General features: G+C 61.5%; 19 protein-coding genes. 1 reads left to right on the top strand and 18 read right to left on the bottom strand.

All coding sequences use genetic code 11. The features are described 5' to 3' along the window. Window positions 1–58: 58 nt before the first annotated feature. From RTP54_RS25175 to RTP54_RS25265, 18 genes are all read right to left on the bottom strand, one after another. Window positions 59–667, bottom strand: a complete 609-nt coding sequence (locus RTP54_RS25175) for a helix-turn-helix domain-containing protein (RefSeq protein ID WP_112817827.1) — start codon at window positions 665–667, stop codon at window positions 59–61. A gap of 590 nt (window positions 668–1,257) precedes the next feature. Further along, on the bottom strand, window positions 1,258–2,283 hold the full coding sequence (locus RTP54_RS25180) for an aliphatic sulfonate ABC transporter substrate-binding protein (RefSeq protein WP_312366317.1): 1,026 nt from the start codon (window positions 2,281–2,283) through the stop codon (window positions 1,258–1,260). Window positions 2,284–2,330: 47 nt separating this feature from the next. Further along, a complete protein-coding gene (locus RTP54_RS25185; protein ID WP_312366318.1) occupies window positions 2,331–3,194 on the bottom strand; it encodes an ABC transporter permease in 864 nt (287 codons plus the stop codon). Window positions 3,195–3,205: 11 nt separating this feature from the next. Next, the gene (locus RTP54_RS25190) at window positions 3,206–4,042 is read right to left on the bottom strand and encodes an ABC transporter ATP-binding protein (RefSeq protein WP_112805638.1); all 837 of its coding nucleotides are present in this window, start codon (window positions 4,040–4,042) and stop codon (window positions 3,206–3,208) included. A gap of 13 nt (window positions 4,043–4,055) precedes the next feature. Further along, entirely contained in the window at window positions 4,056–4,385 is a 330-nt protein-coding gene (locus RTP54_RS25195; protein ID WP_112805636.1) for a ferredoxin family protein, read from the bottom strand. A gap of 3 nt (window positions 4,386–4,388) precedes the next feature. After that, complete coding sequence (locus RTP54_RS25200; RefSeq protein ID WP_312366319.1) at window positions 4,389–6,017, bottom strand: FAD-binding protein; 1,629 nt, start codon at window positions 6,015–6,017, stop codon at window positions 4,389–4,391. A 63-nt stretch (window positions 6,018–6,080) separates the two neighbouring features. Next, window positions 6,081–6,668 (bottom strand): thioredoxin family protein, encoded by a 588-nt coding sequence (locus RTP54_RS25205; RefSeq protein ID WP_312366320.1) that lies wholly within the window; start codon window positions 6,666–6,668, stop codon window positions 6,081–6,083. 247 nt (window positions 6,669–6,915) lie between these two features. Next, on the bottom strand, window positions 6,916–8,025 hold the full coding sequence (locus RTP54_RS25210; protein ID WP_312366322.1) for a sulfite oxidase: 1,110 nt from the start codon (window positions 8,023–8,025) through the stop codon (window positions 6,916–6,918). Between the two features lie 181 nt (window positions 8,026–8,206). After that, entirely contained in the window at window positions 8,207–8,878 is a 672-nt protein-coding gene (locus RTP54_RS25215; RefSeq protein WP_312366323.1) for a DUF938 domain-containing protein, read from the bottom strand. 172 nt (window positions 8,879–9,050) lie between these two features. Continuing rightward, complete coding sequence (locus tag RTP54_RS25220; protein ID WP_312366325.1) at window positions 9,051–10,103, bottom strand: AbrB family transcriptional regulator; 1,053 nt, start codon at window positions 10,101–10,103, stop codon at window positions 9,051–9,053. A 319-nt stretch (window positions 10,104–10,422) separates the two neighbouring features. Beyond that, entirely contained in the window at window positions 10,423–10,830 is a 408-nt protein-coding gene (locus tag RTP54_RS25230; protein ID WP_312366327.1) for a cupin domain-containing protein, read from the bottom strand. Between the two features lie 11 nt (window positions 10,831–10,841). Then, a complete protein-coding gene (locus RTP54_RS25235) occupies window positions 10,842–12,221 on the bottom strand; it encodes an NAD-dependent succinate-semialdehyde dehydrogenase (protein ID WP_312366329.1) in 1,380 nt (459 codons plus the stop codon). After that, window positions 12,218–13,042 (bottom strand): hydroxypyruvate isomerase family protein, encoded by an 825-nt coding sequence (locus tag RTP54_RS25240; RefSeq protein WP_312366331.1) that lies wholly within the window; start codon window positions 13,040–13,042, stop codon window positions 12,218–12,220. Before RTP54_RS25240 ends, RTP54_RS25235 begins: the two co-directional genes overlap by 4 nt. Further along, window positions 13,042–14,118, bottom strand: a complete 1,077-nt coding sequence (locus RTP54_RS25245; RefSeq protein WP_312366332.1) for an Ldh family oxidoreductase — start codon at window positions 14,116–14,118, stop codon at window positions 13,042–13,044. Before RTP54_RS25245 ends, RTP54_RS25240 begins: the two co-directional genes overlap by 1 nt. 38 nt (window positions 14,119–14,156) lie before the next feature. Further along, on the bottom strand, window positions 14,157–15,668 hold the full coding sequence (locus tag RTP54_RS25250) for a tripartite tricarboxylate transporter permease (protein ID WP_112805688.1): 1,512 nt from the start codon (window positions 15,666–15,668) through the stop codon (window positions 14,157–14,159). 68 nt (window positions 15,669–15,736) lie between these two features. Next, window positions 15,737–16,234 carry a tripartite tricarboxylate transporter TctB family protein gene (locus tag RTP54_RS25255; protein ID WP_312366335.1) on the bottom strand — a complete coding sequence of 166 codons (498 nt, stop codon included), beginning with the start codon at window positions 16,232–16,234 and terminating at the stop codon, window positions 15,737–15,739. 27 nt (window positions 16,235–16,261) lie between these two features. Beyond that, on the bottom strand, window positions 16,262–17,245 hold the full coding sequence (locus tag RTP54_RS25260) for a tripartite tricarboxylate transporter substrate-binding protein (RefSeq protein ID WP_312366337.1): 984 nt from the start codon (window positions 17,243–17,245) through the stop codon (window positions 16,262–16,264). A gap of 119 nt (window positions 17,246–17,364) precedes the next feature. Then, window positions 17,365–18,456 (bottom strand): isocitrate/isopropylmalate family dehydrogenase, encoded by a 1,092-nt coding sequence (locus RTP54_RS25265; RefSeq protein WP_312366339.1) that lies wholly within the window; start codon window positions 18,454–18,456, stop codon window positions 17,365–17,367. A gap of 232 nt (window positions 18,457–18,688) precedes the next feature. Between RTP54_RS25265 and RTP54_RS25270 the strand changes: the two genes are divergently transcribed. Then, on the top strand, window positions 18,689–19,579 hold the full coding sequence (locus RTP54_RS25270; RefSeq protein WP_312366341.1) for a GntR family transcriptional regulator: 891 nt from the start codon (window positions 18,689–18,691) through the stop codon (window positions 19,577–19,579). The last annotated feature ends 21 nt before the right edge of the window (window positions 19,580–19,600 follow it).

The raw sequence follows: 19,600 nt of genomic DNA on the forward strand, positions 1-19,600 counted from the left end.
TTTGTCAATCGGTCTCATGATAATTTCTGGGAGAACTGATGTGGCTGCCGCGCCCCCATCACCGCTCCGGTATGATCCGCGTCGTGCCGACCCAAAGTTCCCGCGCCTCGCCGTGCCCGACATTGCGCGCACGGTGCGGCAAGGATGCGGGAAAGTGCAGCGTGTCCCCTGCCGTGAGCTGATACTTGCGGTCGCCGACCTCGTAGAGCATCTCGCCCTCGATGACATAGAGGAAGTCTTCGCCCTCGTGGCGCGTCACATCCGAGACGTATCCGGGAGGCATGTGCGTGATACAGCTGTTGAGAAGTGCACCGGGAAAACCGCGCTGCAGCAGTTGGTACACCCGCTCTTCCGCCTCGATACTGTAGTTGTGGCGCTCGCTCGCATGCGAGACCACGGAATGGGACCGCTGCGGCACTTGCGGCAGAAAGGCCTCGACACTCGCCTCCAGACTGGAAGCGAGGTTGCAAAGCGAGATCAGAGAGGGCGTCGAAAGACCGCGCTCTACCTGACTGACAAAACCCTCGCTAAGGCCCGCCTCGCGCGCAACCTGCCTCATCGTCTTGCCGATTTCCTTGCGCCGCTGTCGAAGTGCACGCCCGAGTGAAACGGCAGGTGGAAAAAGAGGGGATCCCTTCTGCGGCACCTCCCGATCGTTGAAGCTCATCTTGTATGTCCGAATTTTGCTAGCCCGAGGAAACTTTAGTGTAACTAAAGCAATTCTTGCAAGTCAAAACAGAGGTCGTGGTGTTGATTTACGCCGAGGGCCGACCGGGGATTGGCGCAGAGACGTGCCGCGATTTGGGATTGTTTCGGGTGGATCTGCCGCCAACGGGTGATGCAGGAGCGCCGTCACATGCGTCTTGGTTGGATGGTCGAATTTCAGCATCTTGCCTTCAGCACGGCTACTTCGTCGCGTTGAAGGCAGGCGATAGGTGTACGCGACTGATGACGTGTTCGGGCAAGATCTGTTCGGCAGGCTGACAGAAGCCGATAGGCTGGATCCAGCATTCCGCCGGCGTCTGTTGAGGCAGATAGGCGATGCTCCGGGCAAAGGCACGGCTGACCACCTGGTCGAGTGCCACCGTGTCATAGCAGATGCGGCCACGCCGCTGCTGGCGCGCAAATCCCGTGACGGGCTGGCCCGTCCTTAGTGCATCGCTGCGAACCAAAGGTGGAGCCGGCCGCCTCTTCGCCATCGAAGAGAGAAGGCGGCGACGCTTCTGCGCCGCCGCCAAACCTGCGGGATCAGCAGGGTCAGTTGCTGGCAGCAACTTTCTTGAGGGCTGCATCGTAGAAGGAACGGTCAATCCAGGTCTCGTAATTGACCTTGCCCTTCAACAGATCCGCATCCGCCATAAAGGCTTCTTCGCCCTGTAGCGCCTTGACGGCATCCTGCGTGATTTCGGGGTCCTGGAAGAAGCTGCCTTTCGGGTAAGTGGCCCTTACTGCCTTTTCGCTACTGCCGGTCTCCTTGACGAAGATCGCGATGGTCTCTTCCGGGTTTGCGTCTGCCCAGCGAGCAGTCGCGATATCGACGGCCAGCAGACGCGTCACGATGTCAGGATACTTGGCCGCAAATTCACCGTTGACGCTGAGGAGATGCGGAACCGCCCAATCCGGGTCGCCCGACACGCCGGCGTCGAAGATCACGCGCGCCGCGCCTTTTTCGACAAGCGTCTGGACAGGCCCCGTGCTCTCCACGATCGCATCGACGTCGCCACGCGCCAGCGCCGGACCGGAGCTTTCGATACCGAGGTTCAGGCTCTCCACATCCTTGAGCGAAAGTCCGGCGGCCTTGAGTGCCTTGGCGAAGGTCGAGTGACGCACGGTGCCGGAGAGGTAGGCGACCTTCTTGCCCTTCAGGTCCTCGATCTTCTGGATCGAAGACTCCGGCTTGACGACGATCTGCGTTTCGTTCGAGCGGTTCCAGCTCGAAAGGCCGATGAGTTTGACGTCGGCGCCGGTCGCCGCAAGGCGAAGCGACGGATTGTTGCCGATATAGGTGAAGTCGATGGCCCCGGAACCGAGCGCGACAGTCGCGGCGGAACCGCCATCAAATGTCGTCAGCTCGATCTTGATGCCATCCTTGGCGAACTCGTCCTCCAGTAGCTTCTTGTTGCGATAGAGGATGAATTTCAGGTGGCCGGGCGCGGTGGATCCGATGCGGATGACCTCGGGCTTCGCCTCGTCGGCGAAGGCCGGCGTGGCATGGGCAGCCGGCAGAAGCGACAATGCAATGGCGAGCTTCAGCAGCGTCCGGCGGAGCGGATTGGATGTCATGGATGGATCCTTTCGAGATCGCGTGTTCGTTGGGAGGGAGGCTGGACTCAGTTCGGGCCGCTGTCGGCGTTGCCACGCCAACGGGTGGCGCGCCGTTCGCCGGCCACCAGCAGGTAGTTGAGGAGAAGGCCGATGATCGTGAGCGTCAGGATGCCGGCGTACATTCGGTCGGTTTCCAGCATCAGCGAAGCGTTCTGGATGAGGTAGCCGATGCCGGATTGGGCTGCGAGCATCTCCGCGGCGATGACCGAGAAGAGCGAGGTCTTCACACCAAGCCTTGCGCCTGCGACGATCGAAGGCACCGCCGAGGGAAGTATGACCTTCTTGAAGAGGTCCCAATCGGACGTTCCCATCGAGCGGGCCGCTTTTACCAGTAGCGGGTCGACCGACTTCACGCCAACGATGGTGTTGATCAGCAGGAAGAAGACGGCCGCATAGAAAGTGATGGCGATTTTCGACGCCTCGCCGATGCCAAGCAACAGGATGAAGACGGGCAGCAAGGCAAATTGCGAGGTATTGCGCAGGGTCTGGACGAGAAAGTCCGAGGCCTTTTCGAAGAGCGGATATCGCCCCATCAAAAGGCCGAGCGGCACGGCGACAACCACGGCAAGCGAAAAGCCAATCGCGGCGCGCTTAAGGCTGATGCCGATGTGATCGGCAAGCTGGCCGGAGACAATCATCTCCCACAGCACCGAGAGCACCTGGCTGAGGGGCGGGAAAAAGAGCGCGTTGATCCAGCCGGCGCGCGGCGCGATCTCCCAGAGAAGCGCAAAGGCGATGAGCGCCGGAAGGCCGAGTGTGATGGTTGAGAAGGTTTCACCCAACACCGTCGGCGGCTTCTCCGCCGCACGTTTTCGGCGCGATGAAAAGGTGTTGCGGAGCGGCAGGTTGCGGTCGGCGATCAGACTCATCGGAGCCTCCCTCAGTTGGCATAGCTGGATGCCAGCACCCAGTCGCGCTGGGCTTTGACGACTTCGTCACGCAGGCTTTCCCAGACGCGACCGCGATAGGCATTGAACGCTGCGCTGTTGCGGATTTCGAGGTCGCGCGGGCGCGGTAAATCGATCTCGACGATCTCCTTGACGCTTGCCGGGCGCGCGGTCATCACGACCACGCGGTCGGCGAGGTAGATTGCCTCGTCGATCGAATGGGTGACAAAGACGACGGTCGTCTTGATCTGTTCCCAGATGCGGAGAAGTTCACTTTGCAGAATGTCGCGCGTCTGGGCGTCGAGTGCCGCAAAGGGCTCGTCCATCAGAAGCACCTGCGGATCGGTGGAGAGCGCCCTGGCGATTGCCACGCGCTGCTGCATGCCGCCGGAAAGCTGCGAGGGGAAGCGGTCTTCGAAGCCTTTGAGCCCGAAAAGATGCAGGAAATGACGGGCCTTCTCTCGGCGCTCTGCCGCCGGCACGCCGCGAACCTCCAGCGCATATTCGATGTTCTGGAGCGCCGTTCGCCAGGGAAAGAGCGCATATTGCTGGAAAACATATGCTGTGCGGGCGTGCGGCTTCGAAACCTCGATGCCATCGATCCGGGCAACGCCTGAGGTCGCCTCGGTCAATCCGGCGATGACGTCGAGCAGAACGGACTTTCCGCTGCCGGAAGGCCCGACGAGAGTGATGAATTCGCCGCGCCTGATTGTCAGGTCGACGCCGTCAAGCACCGCAATGCGGTTGGAAGCAACACCGTCGACCGTTACGGTCTGGCCTTGTTTGAGCGTGAATGTTTTGCGCAGCGCGCTGACGGCTATACGTTCCATGGTCGAACTCCCTTCAAACCTGCGCCACGCGGATGTGGCGGGTCGGATCATTTTGCGCGCCGCCGGCGCGGCCGCGGCTCCAGCCGAGCGACCGGGCGTAGGCGCCGAAAAGGTCACGCTCCACCACCTCGGCTTCGGCGATGCCGATCGGTCCGTGTGCCGCCTCGGCGACATAGAGCGCATCCGTCGGACAGTAGATTTCACAGAGAAAGCAGGTCTGGCAGTCGTCCTGCCGGGCGATGACCGGAAGGCCGGTTTCGTCGCGATCGAAGACGAAGGCGGGGCAGACCCGTTCGCAGATGTCGCAGCGGATGCAGCGGTCCGAGGAAATGACTTCGATCATCGCTCAGCCCTCCCGAACCGTTTCAAGCGCGAAATCTTCACGCAATGCGCTCACCCGATCGAGGCCGGAGACGATGATGCGGCTCGCCTGCCTTTCGTCTTCGCTCGGAAAGTCGCTCCGGCGATGCACGCCTCGGCTTTCCGTGCGCAGAAGTGCTGCAGCGACCGTCCAACGGGCGCTCGCCGTGACGGAGGCCACCTCTCGAGCGCGAAGACGCTCGATGCCGACTGAAGGCTTTGCCTGGTTAAGCCCGGCCCACACGTCTTCGAGGATGCGACGGCTGGTTTCGAGAACATTGGCCTTGCGCCAATAGCTTCTGTCGAGCGGCACGATCTCGTCATGGACCGTGCGGGCCGCAACCGCCAGTTCGACGTCCTCGCGCTGACCGGCGCCGCGCAAACCCGTTGCGCCAAGCGGCCGCAGACGTGCGAAATCCCGGTGCTTTCGACTGCGGGCGTAGTGGGCAGCGCCGTGACCGGACCACCAGCCGCTCGCGATCGCCCAGGAGGCGTTGATTGCGCCGCCTCCGGAAACGCCACCGGTCACGTTTTCGCGGCTCGCCGCGTCGCCGGCGGCGTAGAGGCCGGCAATGCCGGTTCCACAGTCGGAGGAGACGATGCGGATACCACCCGTGCCACGCACCGTGCCCTCGTATTTGAGGTCCACCCGGAACAGCTGTTCGAAAGGGTTGATCCCCATGCGATCATAAGGCTGAAAACAGTTCGGCTGACCACGACGCAGCCAGTCCTGGATCGCCGGTTCGGCAAGATCGAGCCGCGCATAGACCGGTCCGGACAGCAACGCCTCGGCGACCTGACGCTCGCCGCCGCCGATACCGTTCGTTACCGGTTCTCCGCGATCGTCACGCAACACCTCGCCGCTCTCCCGGTAAAAGGTGGCCCAGCGGAAGGGCAGCCCCTTGTTGAGAGAGGAACCGTGCGGGGCAAGCGTGTACTTTCCGGTGAACTCCATGCCGGAGAGCGATGCGCCAGCCTCCGCAGCAAGCAGATAACCATCGCCGGTGAGCCCTGTCCCTCCAAGGATCCGTTCGAAGAAGGCGCATCCCCCGGTGGCGAGCACGACGGCACCGGCTGCCACGGAAAAGCTCGCGCCATTGCGGCGCGAAAGTCCTGCCGCGCCACCGACATGATTTTCGTCACCGAGCAATTCCAGAATCGGATGATGGTCGAGGATGGTGACACCGGCCTTCTGTACACGTTGGCGCATGAAGCGCATGTAGTCGGGGCCGCGCAGGTTGGCGATGTAGAGACTACCGTCCTCTTCGCTCGGAAAGGGATAACCCCAGTCGACAAGCTTCTGGAGATTTTCATAGGCCCGATCCGCCGCACGCAACATCCAGCGGCGATCGGCAAGGCCAGCCGTGCGTTTAAAGCGCTGCTCGACCGAAGCTGCCCTGCCCTCTCCCGGCGGCACACACCACGTTCCCGTATTGGAAGGAGCCGTTGCGCCGCTCGTGCCGTGATAGCCCTTGTCCGCCAAGATGACGCGCGCACCGGCTTCTGCAGCTGAAAGCGCAGCCCAGGCGGCGGCGGGGCCGCCACCGACCACCAGCACGTCCGTCTCCATGTGTCGCCCGTCTTCGGTGGGCTGTTCCTTGCGACGCGATGCCATCTTGTTCCGGTCTAAAAAAGAGAGCGTTGGCCGGCGCTGCGGCCGGCCATTTGCAGTTGGTGATCAGGCGGCAGTCGAGAACCAGGATGGTTCGTTGCCGACCGTCCACTTGATGTTGCAGCCGATCGAGGGGACCTGGCCCGCGCCAAGCGCTTCACCCTTCAACACGGCATCCACGGCCGCACGCAGATCCGCGCCCGTCACGTCCTTGCCGTTGCCGGGCCGGGCGTCGTCGAACTGGCCGTGATAGACAAGTTTGCGATCGCGATCGTAGAGGAAGAAATCCGGCGTGCAGGCCGCACCATAGGCCTTGGCGACGTCCTGCGATGCGTCCTTCAGATAGGGGAAACCGTATCCGTGCGCCTTCGCCTCCGCGCCGATACGCTCCAGTGTCTCCTCTGGATGCGCTTCGGCATCGTTGCTGTTGATGGCGACGACGGCAAGCCCCCGCCCGGCGTAGTCGCGCGCAAACTTCGCCAGCTCCTCGCGGATCAACACCACGAAGGGGCAGCGATTGGAGATGAAGCCGACGAGCAGCGCCGGGCTATCCTCGAATTCGGCGAGTGTGAACAGGTTTCCATCGGCATCGGGCAAGGTGAAATCCGCGGCGCGGGTTCCGAGCTTGATGGGGTTGGATTCGGTTTTGGGCATGGTATCCTCCTGGCAAGCCAACAGGACTATTAACCTATAAACTCCATAGATTTTATAGATACCAATTTTCTCGGAATCGCTGACCTTTGAGATAATCTTGCCGCGCAGCCGGGCAAGACCCGGATTTTATTTCGGCTTGCCTGAAACAGGCCCGTTCGCTTCAATCCTCCGGCAGACAAGCGTTTTCGGAGCTGTCGACGAAGCGCTCTCGTACAGAGGTATCGTGCCATTCCGCCCCACGCGGTGATCAGATCACGAATTCCGCCTCGTAGGTCTGTGGCTCGGGGACCACCGTAACCTCCACCGGAACGATCCAATTGGCCCCGTAGCTCTCGAAGTCGGAATGCTGCAGGTCGGGCTGCACACGCCCCGCCCCATCGCTCGCGCGACATCGCAGTTTGTATTGCCCCACGTCTTCAGGGGTCCAGATGTACTCCCACAAGCGCCATGCAAAGGGACGCTCCGCCTCAAGGAGCCTTGCGTCGCGCCACCCCCTGCCGTCTCCAGTGCAGACCTGCACCTGCCTGATAGGGGCCTCGCCGCTCCAGGCGGCTCCGAAAATCCGGTATGGTTGCCCGGTGATGAGACGCGCGCCCTGTACGGGTCGCGCGATCTGCGCTTTCACCTCCATCTCCGTGAGGGGCACAAGCCGGGGTTCCCCGAGGTTGCGCTCCCAACGAAAGTAGTCGCGGGCCTGCCAGTAGCCAAGGAACGGCTGTTCCAAAACCGTGATATGCGTGATCCACTTGACCCAAGCCATGCCGAACCAGCCACCCACAACCGCGCGGAGCGGGTAGCCGTGTTCACGCGTCAACGGCGCATCGTTCATCGAATAGGCGAGCATCGTGCTGTCGGCGACAGCCTTGGCAAGCGGTAAACTACGGGCAAATGCGATGGGGCCGGGAGAAGCCGTTTTCCTGTTCGTGTCGACGACGCCGCTGTCTGCGCCCACAAGCAGAACCTCGCGCGCGGTTTGCCTGACGCCCGCCATCTCCAAGATCTCGCGCAGAAGAACACCTGTCCACGCAGCATTGCCGACGGCTCCGTTCTGCCACTGCAACCCCTCTTTCGGTGGCACGTAATAGACGCGGCCGTTCCCGGCGCACTCGACGACGGCGTTGAATGTCGCGCTCCGCATCGACTTGATGCTGTCGAGGTCGAGTTCGATCGGCCGCTCGACCGCCCCGTCAACGCGTAATCTCCAGTCTCGCGCATCGAGGTCCGGCGCAGGGAAATGGTTTCGCACGAAGAACAGCTCGGTCGGGATCAGCCAATCGGAGAGCGATGCAAACGGGAACTCGGTGTTCTCCGGGGATTTCTGTCGAACAATCAGACCGGGCTGCTCTTGTGTCGGCATAGTGCACTTCTCCCCTTCCAACAGCACAACCTTGGCACTCGCCCGGGCGAATTACGGCCTGATTACAGCGCGTCTGTCGTGTTCGGCCTTCATGCCGCACATTCCTCGGATCGACCTCGGACGGCAGAAAAGCGCATAAATGCTGCTAAGGGCCAGTTCTTTTTTCGCACCAGCCTGTCGTTCAAACGCTCCCGGCGGAGAAGACCAGCAACATATTGTTGGCAGGCATCTCGACCGTCTCGCGGAGAACAAGTCCAGCGACCTTACCCACTTGTTCAAGATCAGCGATATCACGCACGCCCCAGGAGGGGTCGCGCGCCATCAGAGCCGCATCGAAAGCAGCATTCGAGGGGGCCGTGTGCGCCCCGTCGCGCATGAATGGGCCGTAGAGAAGAAGAAGTCCGCCCGCGTGAAGCAAGCGGCCAGCTCCTGCAAACAATCCCAAGCTTGCCGCCCATGGCGCAATATGGATCATATTGATCGACACGATGGCGTCGAAAGGGCCCGTCTGTTCGACGCCCCATTGCCCTGAGCACACATCGATATCGCGCGGCGCCAGCACATTCTTCAGCCTTGAGAATTTGATCCAGCTAGACGTGCTGGTGCGGGCGTCGGCATCCGGATCACTCGGCTGCCAGGTGATGTTTGGCATTGCCCCCGCAAAACACACGGCGTGCTCGCCGGTCCCGCATCCAATCTCCAGCACGGCGCCACGGACAGGAAGGACACGTTTCAGGACTGCGAGGATCGGCGTCGAATTTCGCGCAGCGGAAGGTGAAAACATGCGCTGGTCGCCGCTTACGTCGCGCTGTTCCAGCGCAACAGGCGAACGGTCCTTCTTTCCTGGGAGCATTGGCCTTGAATCCCTCTGGGCGACGTCTTCCACCTTATAGCTGAAATGATGATACGGAAATCAAGGATTTCGGACTTAGGAAAGTGTCATCGGCGCGTGCGTTCGGCCGAGGACGACCGAACGTCTACTTCCCGTCAGATCACGCGGCCACCGGAAGCCGACGAGCGAGGTGTCACTTGGTATTGAACGGATCGATACCTAGGCGGAAAACGGTGGCAGAACCGGCTACCACCAACAAGACCCGGATAATGTGGTGAAACACCACGAAGGGGACCTCAATCCCAAGGGAAAGCGCTATCAGGCTCATCTCGGCCACCCCTCCGGGCGAGTACGCGAGGACAGTTCCGACAAGGCGATCCCCGGTCATGGTCGAGACAAGCAGCGCGAACCCGAGCGACACGGATAGCAACAGCACCGTCGAACCGACGGACAACCCGATCACCCTCAGGATCAAACTCGGGGCGGTGTTTACGAACCGGCATCCGACCGTGGCGCCGATCACCACCTGCGCTGCTACCAGAAAGACGCTCGGAAGCTGGAAATCGGATACGTCTGAGAGATGTAGGCCCGCGCTGACAATCATCGGTCCGAGCAGATAGCGCGCGGGCAGACGTAGGATAATCCCGGCCGCCACACCCATCCCCATGGCAGCGGCGAACCAAGCGAGGCCCTTCGCCTCGAGCGCTGAGAGTGGGACGTAGCTGGACCCGCTCCGACCTATCTCTTCTCCCGTTATGAGTTGGATGACAAACGGCAGTGAGAGAACGACCAGAAAGATGCGCGCCGCGTGGATGAGCGAGATCATCCTCTCGTCGCCGCCTCGTTCCGCACCGAGCGTGACCATTTCGACCAGTCCACCGGGCATGGCCGAGAAGAACGCCGTCGGATGGTCGAATTTGCCGACCTTGCGAAAGTAGACGTAGGCGAGAGACGCCGCGGCGGCGATGAAGAAAACGAGCCCGGCAAGAGACACGAGCCATACGCCTGCATGTTCGAAGACGGCCGGCGAGAACGACGTCCCCAGCATTGCCCCGATCGTGGCGGTCATCGGAGGGCGCGCAAACTTTGGCATTGCGAGGGGAAGTCCCGCCATTGCTGCCAGCCCGCAGAAGATCATCGCGCCGAGAAGCCAGGCGAGCGGCATGTAGAAATGCCACATCACCCATCCACCGACCCCTCCGATGGAAAGCGTCAGCAGAAACCTCGCAGTGCCATGCATCTTCATTCCCGTCACTCGGCTCCGTATCGCGCCGTGAGCGAAGAATGCGTCACCAGCGGTGGGCTTTTGAAGAAAGCTCCGACGAGACGCCGCCACTCCTGGAAATCGTCGGAACCGCGAAAATCGACGAGATGATTATCGACGGTCTCCCATTTCACGAGGAGACGATACATGGACCGGCTCTCTACGACCCTATGGAGTGAAAGGCCGTAGCAACCTTTTGCACGAAGGAAAAGCGGAGCCGCTTGCTCGACCCCCGTTTTCGAAATCGGCTTCCTGACCGGCCTTCACCGTGATTTCCGCAACCTCATAGATCATTGGAACCTCATGCGGGCTTGTGGCCGTGTTCGGCGTCGATCGACCGTTCCTCGCCGGTGGCGATCATCGTGCGGGTGGCATCGACGGACGCATAGACCCAGAAAATGCGCATGGGCTTGTCGGTCGGGTTGATGAAGCGATGTGAGACGTTTGCCGGAATCCATGTCGTGTCGTTCGTGTCGAGATGATGCTGGACACCGTCGATCTCGGCGATCGCCTGACCTTCGATCACCATCACGCTTTCTTCGCAATTGTGCTTGTGCAGCCCGATCGCAGCGCCGGGGTCGAAGGCGGTAATGCCGTTGATCATGCTGGTCGATCCGCATTTGCGCGTGACCAGCGGTGTCGTCCGCGCGCCACCGCCACGGTCGTTGGTCGGCAGTTCACGCGGGCGAAGTATTGCTGCTTTCGTCATCAAAGCCATCCTCACTTTGCGGTCACGGCAGGACCGATCCAGACTGTCTTGACGTTGACGAATTCGCGAATGCCATAGACCCCGAGTTCGCGGCCATAGCCGGAACGCTTGATGCCGCCGAAGGGATAGCGCGGGTCCGAAGCGACCATGCCGTTGATGAAGACGGCGCCCGCATCGAGATCGCGGGCAAGCTTGCGCGCTCGTCCGACGTCGCGGCTCCAGATCGCCGAGCCGAGACCGAACTCGGTCTGGTTCGCCAGGCGGATTGCATCCTCGGCATCCCTTGCCCGAATGATTGCGGCGACAGGTCCGAAAGTCTCCTCGCGAAACGCCGTCATGTCTGGCGTGACGTGGTCAAGCACGGTCGGAGGATAGTAGAAGCCGTGACCATCGATCGGCTTGCCACCCATCTTGAGCGTCGCACCGGCCGCGACCGTCTTCTCCACCTGGGCATGCAGACCGCTCAGGAGATTGGCACGCGCCATCGGCCCGATATTGGTATCGCGTCCCAGGGGATCGCCGATCTTCAGCTTCGCAACGCCCGCGCAGAACAACTCGACGAAACGATCCGCAACCGCGTCTTCGACGATGAACCGTTTCGCGTTGACGCAGGACTGCCCGACATTGATGTAGCGCGCCTTGACGGCAACGGCGGCGGCCTCATCGAGATCGGCGTCGGCAAGCACGATGAACGGATCGGAGCCGCCGAGCTCCAGAACCTGTTTTTTCAAAGCGTTGCCGGCTTGCGAGGCGACGATAGCCCCGACCTCGGTCGAACCGGTCAGCGTAACCGCAGCGATGCGATCATCAGCGATGATCCCTGCGACCTTTTGAGGCTCGATCAGAAGCGTGCGGAACAATCCCTCCGGGCAGCCCGCTTCCATCATGATCTCTTCGATAGCCAAGGCGCATTGCGGCACGTTGTTGGCATGCTTGAGGATCGCGCCATTGCCGGCCGCAAAGGCTGGGGCGGCGAAGCGAAAGAACTGCCAGAAGGGATAGTTCCACGGCATGATCGCGAGCACGACGCCGAGCGGATCGAAGGCGACCACGCTCTCGGACGCGTTCGAAGGGACCGGTTCGTCCGCGAGATACCTCGGTGCGTGTTCGGCGTAGAATTCGCAATTATAGGCACATTTCTCGATCTCTGCCTCGGCCTCGACGATCGGCTTGCCCATCTCGAGCGTGATCATTTCGGCATACCGGGCCCTGCCGGTACGAAGCGCCTTTGCCATGCCGGCAAGCAGGCGCACCCGGTCTTCGACCGACACCTTGCGCCATGCCTTCTGGGCGGCAGCGGCTGCGGAAAGCGCCGCATCGACATAAGCGTCGTCATGCGCCTCGAAACGAGCCAACTCCCTGCCGTTCGCCGGGTTTATTGCTGTGATCATGCGAGCCTCCTGTCTTGCCGCCTCTGCTGCAACTTGGCGCCGATCAACTGCGTCCAGCGGGGCAGGAAGGCGGCGCTTTCGATTGTGGTTCTGGAAGGGATGTATTCGAAGCCGATCGCGCCCTCGTAGCCCTGTTCGGCAAGGGCATCGAGAAGCGCGTCGAAATCGATCGACCCGGTTCCGGGCTCATGCCGGCCCGGATGATCGGCGATATGGATGTGCCCCACCCGATGGGAGTTGGCCCCTATCCAAGGCACCAGATCGATGCCGTTTGCCTGCGCGTGGAATGTGTCCAACAGCAGCGCGAGGTTGCCGGGACCAAAGATGTCCTGAACCCGGCTGGCATGCTCGAGCGTGGACATGAAATAGCCCGGCACCGCAACCTCGCTGATCGCCTCGATGAGGATTTTGACGTTGGTCCCGGCGGTCCGTTCGACGGCATAGCCCAGATTGCGATGATAGGTCTCGGCCGCAGCAGCCGCATCGGCATTGCCTGGAACGCCGGCCATCGGGTGCACGAACGGGCAATCGACGGCGACCGCATAATCGAGCGCCCAGTTGAAGCTCTCGCGGAAGTCCGCCTCCCTGTCCGCAAGGGCGGCAAGCCCCTTCTCGCCTTTGCTGGCGTCACCCACAACCGCGCAGAGCTGCGAGAACGAAAGGCCGTTGGCAGCGAGACACGATCGCATCTCGGTTGCGGGAACGTCCCATGGGCTGGGGTGCTCGATCGCCGTAAACCCGGCGCTGGCCGCCGCTTCAAGCCGTTCCAACAGCGGGAGTTCGCTGAACAGGTAGCCGATATGGGCGGAGAGACGATTCATCAGGCTGCCTCGCCGGATGCCTGGCCGGTCGGGAAACGCACGCCGATCCGTTCGCCTTCCTTTGTCAGGTCCGCAACCACGTTCTCGGTGATCGGAATTCCCGTCCTCAGTCGCTCGTCCTCGCGGCGCTGTTCCGGCTCGCCCGGCATCATGATCTCCCCGACACCCGCCGCCTTCGGCAGCGCCTTGATGCGCTCATAGAATTCGTCCATGCGCGCGTCGAAGTTCTCGAGCGACATGAAAAGATCAGGCTTGATAGCGAAGAAGAGGTGGCCGACGTTCTGCGGCTCACTGTGATCGAAATAAAGGCTCTTCACGTCGCCGCCGAAGTTCGCGCCGGTGAGAACGCCGGACATGAGGTCCATCAATGTTGCAAGCACGGATCCCTTGACCCCGCCAAATGGGAGGCAGACGCCCTCGAATGCTTTCGCCGCATCCGTCGTCGGGTTGCCGTCGACGTCGAGGGCAAGTCCCTCCGCAATGGCCTCACCCTTCATTGCGGCAAGGCGGATCTTGCCTCGGGCGATAACGGTCATCGCCATGTCCATGACATAGGGCGCGTATTTCCCGCCCGGAATACCCGCCGCAATCGGGCTTGCACCGAGGAAGGTTGTGCGCCCGCCCCACATCGGGATGGCCGGTGACGAGTTCGTGAAGATCATCGAAATGTAGCCGGCTTCGATCGCCTGGAGTGCATAAAGCGCGCCCATGCCGAAGTGGGTGCTGCGGTGAACGCCGACCAGACCAATGCCGTTGGCTTTCGCCAGTTCAACGGCTTCTTCGGTCGCCTTATGGGAGGCAAGGAACCCCATGCCGTTGTCGCCGTCGACGAGGGAGACAGCACCCGCAACCTTTTGGACGCGGATCTGAGGCCGTGCGTTCACGAGCCCGCGCTGCAATCTCTCGACATACATCGGTATCCGCGAGACCCCGTGGGAGTCGATACCGCGCAGATTGGCCTTCACCAGATCGCGGGCGATCGTGGCTGCATCGGGCTCTGACATTCCAGTGCCGGCGAATATCTTCGTCGCGAAGGCAGTCAGTTCGTCGACGGAGAAGTAGGTGACTTTCGACATGGCGATGTTCCTGGTTGATCGGTAACCGACGACAAGGCTCAGGCTTGGTTTGCCGCTTCGCTGGCCAGGCGCGCAGCGCGCCAGCGCAACAGGGTGGGCACGAGAACAAGCGTCACAGCGATGACAATCAGCGCGAGCGAGATCGGATGGGTGAAAAAGATGCTTGCATCCCCCTGACTGATCGTCAGGGCGCGACGGAACTGCTGTTCGGCAAGCGGTCCAAGGATCAGGCCAACGATGCAGGGCGCGACCGGGACGTTAAACACCCGCATGCCGAAGCCGATGACGCCGATGATCCAGAGCAACGCCACATCGACGATGTTGTTGTTGAGCGTATAGGCGCCCATCGTCGCGAACAGCAAAATCCCTGAGTAGAGCCACGGACGCGGGATGGCGAGCAGCTTCACCCAGACGCCGGCGAGCGGCAGGTTGAGGAGAAGCAGCATGACGTTGCCGATATAGAGGCTGGCAATGAGCCCCCAGACGAGCTCGGGATTGTTGTCGAAGAGCAGCGGCCCCGGCTGGATGCCATATTGCTGGAATGCGGCGAGCATGATTGCTGCCGTCGCCGAGGTCGGCAGGCCGAGCGCCAGAAGCGGCGCAAGCACGCCCGCGGCTGAAGCATTGTTGGCCGCTTCGGGTCCCGCGACTGCCTCGATCGCACCATGACCGAACTCTTCCGGGTTCTTCGAAAGGCGCTTTTCCGTCAGATAGGACAGGAATGTCGGGATCTCGCTGCCACCGGCCGGAAGCGCACCGATCGGAAAGCCAAGGGCCGTACCACGTAGCCACGGCTTCCAGGAGCGGCGCCAGTCTTCGCGGCTCAGCCACTTGGAACCCTTGAGCTGGTAGAGCTCCTCGGTTTCGAAACAGTGGCGCGCAACTGTGAACAGCGTTTCACCGACGGCAAAGAGGCCGACTGCAACAACAACCACGTCGATACCGTCAAGCAGTTCCGAGATGCCGAGCGTGAAGCGCGCCTGGCCCGTCTGCAAATCGATCCCGACCAAGCCCAGCGCGAGGCCGAACAGCAGGCTGGCAAGGCCGCGAGACAGTGAATCGCCAAGCACTGCAGTGACCGTGGTGAGCGCAAGCACCATGAGTGCAAAATATTCCGTCGGGCCGAAGAGCAGCGCGATCTTCACCATCAATGGAGCGACAAAGGTGAGCGCGATCGTCGCGATGGTGCCGGCGACGAAAGAACCGATTGCGGCAGTCGCCAGCGCCTGCGCACCGCGGCCTTTGCGGGCCATCGCGTGGCCGTCGAGCGCCGTGACGATGGATGCCGATTCACCAGGCGTGTTGAGCAGGATCGACGTGGTCGATCCGCCATACATGGCGCCATAGTAGATACCGGCAAACATGATGAAGGCGCTGGTCGGTTCCATCCCGTAGGTAACCGGCAGGAGCAAGGCGACCGTCAGCGCCGGTCCGATGCCGGGAAGAACGCCAATCGCCGTGCCAAGCGTTACGCCGACCAGGGACCAGAACAGGTTGTACGGCGTGGCGGCGACGGCAAAGCCGTGGAAGAGTGCTGCTAAGGTATCCATGTTCATTCCGCCCTCAGGCTATGAGAATTCGGCAAGGTCTTTGTTTGCGCATTCGAACCGAGCGCGGCTCAAGCGGTGCTGCCGGAAAGATCGATCAGGTCTTCGATGTAGCTGCCGGTCGGCAGATCGAGATCAAGGCCGTAGTCGAAGACCAGATACGTCAGCGCGGTCAGCAACAGCCCAATCAGCAGATTGCGCAGATGAGTCCGGCTGCCGAAGGCCATTGCCGAGACGACGAAGAGGAAGGTGCCGGAGATGACCCAGCCGAGCCTCTCCAAGAGCACGAGCTGTGATGCGAAGGCTGCAGCCACAAGGACTACGGCCTTCCAGTCGAGCTCGGGAAATTCCTCCACCTGCAAGCGATGAAGGAAAGCCTCGTAGAGAAGCTGCAGGCCGACGAGAAACAGTCCCGTGGCGATGAGGGCAGGAAACAGGCCTGGCCCGATCACCGTCTGCGCTGCGATGGGAGGCGTCGACCATGTCTCGAAACCGATGAATAGACCGAGACTGAGCGACGCAAGTCCGAGGATTGTCTCCCCGATACGGAAATTGGCCGATTTCAACATGATGACACCTCCCAAGGTGGACGACGGTCAGAGAAGCCCGACTTCCTTCAATGCGCCCTCGACGCGCTTCTGCTCGTCGGCGAGGAACGCAGCGAAAGCGTCCGCCGGCAGATAGGTGTCGATCCAGCCGCGCTTCTCGAGAGCAGCCTTCCATTCAGGGGTCTTGACGAGGGCGGCAATTGCCTTCTCAAGCCCTTCGCGGTCCTTGTCGGCAAGCTTTGGGTGCGCCATGATCCCGCGCCAGTTCATGACGGCGAGATCAACGCCCGCCTCCTTCAACGTCGGAACATCGACCCCCGGAATACGAGTGTCCCCGGTGACCGCAAGTGCGCGAAGCTGTCCGGCCTCGACCTGCGCGCGGAACTCTTCATAGCCACTGATGCCGACCGTCGCGTGCCCGCCAAGGGTCGAGGCCAGCACCTCGCCGCCGCCGGCATGCACCACGTAGTTGATCTTCTTCGGGTCGACGCCAACGGTCTTGGCAATCAAGCCCGCGGCGACGTGATCGATACCGCCGATCGAACCACCGGCCCAGGAGACCTTCGCCGGATCTGCCTTCAGACGGGCGACAAGGTCATCCATCGTCTTGATATCGGAGTTCGTCGGCACCACGATGGCGTCCGCCTCGCCCATCAGCCTGGCGACCGGAACAGTCTGGTCGAGCGTCACGGGCGACTTTGTCGTCAACACGCCGCCGACCAAGGCGAAACCGATGACCAGGGCCGACGGATGACGCGGCTTGGTTGTCACGAACTGTGAAAGGCCGACCGTGCCGCCACCACCGGCAGCGTTCTGAACCTCGACCGGTCCGGTGATCTTGTCTCCTTGCAGGATGGTCTGAATGGTTCGAGCCAACTGGTCGTAACCACTGCCAGGGCTGCTCGGCGCCATGACGTGAAGGGATTCCAGCTGTTCTTGCGCGAAGGCGGGAACGGTCGCCTGATGAACCAGCATTGCGGTTGCAGCGGCGGCCAGCGCCGTTGAAAGGACGCGTCGTGTGATCTTCTTCATGGAAACTCCTCCATCCATGTGCACTGTGTTGTTCGATCCCAGGGACCGCCACTCGGCCCCCTCCTCCCGGATCGCCGGAACACATTCCCGGCTCGCCCTTTCGGGAATGTCAGGTGTCGTCAGGCGGCCGATGTCGAAGCACCGACGGCGCGAATGGCATCCACCACCTTCGCGGTGAAGGCATCGGTATCGAGGCTTCCGCCGACGTCGCGCGTGCGTGATTGCGGGTCCCGCAAGACGGCCTCGGTGGCTGTCTCGATCAGAGCCGCGGCGCACGTGAGGCGCGGATCGCTTCGACGGCGAGCGAGCCATTCAAGCAACATGCCGGCCGAAAGAATGAGGGAGGTCGGGTTCGCAACGTTCCTGCCGGCAATGTCAGGCGCTGAGCCATGCTGTGCTTGTGCGACGCAAATGTCGTCGCCGGCGTTGATCGATCCACCAAGACCAAGGCTTCCAGAAAGCTCCGAGGCCTCATCCGAGAGGATATCGCCGAACATGTTGGTGGTGACGATGACGTCGAAACGATCCGGCGAGCGAATGAGATGGGCCGCAGCCGCATCCACGATCAGCTCTTCCAGATGGACATCCGGATAGGCTTCCGCGACCTTGCGCACTTCGCGCAGGAACAGGCCGTCGGAGAGCTTGACCACATTCGCCTTATGCACCGCAGTCACCTTCTTGCGGCGGTGGCGTGCCAGTTCGAAAGCCACCTTGGCCACCCGCGAGGACGCCTTGGCAGTCACTTTTCGGATCGAAAACGCCATATCCGGATCAGGCATGAATTCGCCAGCACCGGCGTACATGTTGCGGTCGGAGTAGAACCCTTCCGTGTTCTCGCGCACGAGGACCAGGTCCATCGGTTTACGAAGGATCGTCAATCCGTCGCGCGAGCGGCAGGGGCGAATGTTGGCATAAAGCTCGAATTTGGTTCTGAGCTCGCCGGACGGATTGACACCGCCTTTGTCGCGCGGCGGATACTCGTAGTGCGAGACCGGTCCAAGAATGACGCCATCTACCTCGGACACGCGCTTCATCACCGCATCCGCCAATGTCGTGCCCTGCTCGGCAAGCGACTTGAGGCCGATGTCTTTGATTTCGAAGTCGAGCCCCACGCCGGTTGCGGCATCGGCAGCCTTCAGCACCTCCAAGGTCGCGGTGGTGATTTCCGCACCAATCCCATCACCCGGCAGTACGAGAAGTTTAATCGTCATGTCTTCCTCACCGTTCGGGAGATCGCGGAGGCCGTGCGAGATCGTTCGCCGACTTCACGCCGGCGTCGAAAAAGCAAAGATAAAATTGAAGCCCTCCAGACCGCTCTTGGTCTTTTTCTCCTCTAAAATACCAATTACGCCGTTGCTTGGTATTTTGCAATAGGGAAAAACCAAAATCCCTTGGCCTCATCGCTCGTCTGTGGCATAGATAAGCAAAATCGGGAGCTTAGCCTTGCAGACCACCCCGCTGATCGTCAGCCTCGCCGACCAGATCGTCGCCCACATTCGCACCGACAAGCTTTCCGAGGGCGATCGCCTGGTGGAACGAAAGCTTGCCGAACAGCTCCGGGTATCACGCTCGCCGGTGCGCAACGCCATGAAGTTGCTGCACGAAGCCGGGGTACTGAAGCAGGGAGAAGGCGGCGGCTACATGATCGCCGACGTCGGGGCGGCCGAGAAGCTGTCGCTTGAATCGGCCTCCACGGAGGATGACGAACAGATCTATCTGACGATCGCCGACGACCGCCTGCACGGCCGCCTGCCGGAAAAGATCACGGAAAGCGAGTTTCTGCGCCGCTACGACCTGACGAAGGGCCGGCTGTCAAAAATACTCTCGCGCATGGCCAATGAAGGCTGGATCGAGCGGCTTCCGGGCCACGGATGGGCATTTCTGCCGGTCCTTACGTCCCTCCAGGCCTACGAAGACAGCTTTCGGTTTCGCCTGTTGATCGAACCCGCCGCACTGCTGGAGCCAACCTTCAAGCTGAACCGCCCCGCACTTTTACGCTGCCGCGAGGAACAGGAGTGGCTGGTCAACGGCGGCATCTGGACCGTGTCGGATGCAAAGCTGTTTGGACTGAACAGCGGCATGCACGAGGCGATCATCGAATGCTGCCAGAACAGCTTCTTCATAGATGCGCTCAATCGGCTCGATCGCCTTCGCCGCCTCATTGACTACCGCCAGATGCTGGACCGCAACAGCGCACGCGACCGTTGCCTCGAACATATCGAGCTTCTGGACCTGATCCTCGCGGGGAAAAACGAAGAAGCGTCGCGCTACATGGCACGTCACCTTGCAGACCTTGGCCGCCTCAAAACTGTGGCGCGGGAAATGCGAGGATAATTCAACGCTCGCGACCCGAGA

This window comes from Ensifer sp. (genome assembly GCF_031989085.1).
Classification (GTDB): Bacteria; Pseudomonadota; Alphaproteobacteria; order Rhizobiales; family Rhizobiaceae; genus Ensifer.